The sequence below is a fragment of the Rhodococcus sp. R1101 genome (genome assembly GCF_000278445.1).
Taxonomy (GTDB): domain Bacteria; phylum Actinomycetota; class Actinomycetes; order Mycobacteriales; family Mycobacteriaceae; genus Rhodococcus; species Rhodococcus gordoniae.
In genome coordinates this window covers 1-786 of record NZ_AJVB01000861.1, presented here as the reverse complement: position 1 = coordinate 786, position 786 = coordinate 1, and the positions used below count along the sequence as shown (strand labels likewise).

Genomic DNA, 786 nt, shown 5'->3' with positions numbered 1-786 from the left:
TCCCTGCACAGCGCAACGGCTTGTTGACCCGTGGAGGCTTCGGCGACGATCGAGACTGCATCCGAATGCAGCTCGAGCAGCGCTCGCAGTCCGGCGCGGACGATCGCATGGTCGTCTGCGAGCATCAGCCGGATCATCGGAGCTCCTCCCCTTGCTGTGGAAGCGGAAACGTCACCGACACTGCGGTGTGGCCGGGCTCCGATTCGATGAACCACTGCCCATCGAGCTGTTCGACCCGGGTCCGCATGGCATTGAGCCCGAAGTTGTGTGCGGACGGATCGTCGAGGATCGCGGTGTCGAAGCCCCGTCCGTCATCGACCACGTCCAGGTGTACGGCGTCAGCACCATAGCCGAGGGTAACCACCGCGTGGCCGGCATCGGCATGGCGCACCACATTCGAGACCGCGCCCTGGACGAGGCGCACCAGCGCCGACTCCAACGGCATCGGCAAGGACACCGCCTGCCCCTCGACGAGAAGACGCACGTCAACCCTCCCAGCCGCGGCTCGCTCACACACCCTGCCCAACGCGTCGGCGAGCGAACTGCCCGCCAGGTCAGCGGGCGAGAGAGCCGCGATCAGACGTCTCGCGTCCGCCAATCCCGCCGACGCGGTCCGCCGAGCCATGACGATCTTGTCCGCAACACCCGGGGGCAGATCTTCGGCCTCAGCGGCGTGCAACAGCATCTGAATGCTGCTCAGCCCCTGCGCGACGGTGTCGTGAATCTCGCTGGCCAACCGCTCACGTTCGGCCAGTTCGCCCGCGGAGCGCTCGGTCTCCGCCAGCT

Annotated in this window: 1 protein-coding gene and 1 pseudogene; both read right to left on the bottom strand. The window is 67.0% G+C overall.

Annotated features, from left to right (window positions below; all coding sequences use genetic code 11):
* A pseudogene (locus R1101_RS31275) lies at positions 1 to 137 on the bottom strand (response regulator); the annotation flags it as partial.
* Positions 134 to 786, bottom strand: a 653-nt coding sequence (locus tag R1101_RS0124805) for a sensor histidine kinase (protein ID WP_016935807.1), incomplete at its 5' end; no start/stop codon positions are given. The pseudogene R1101_RS31275 and the gene R1101_RS0124805, both read right to left, overlap by 4 nt.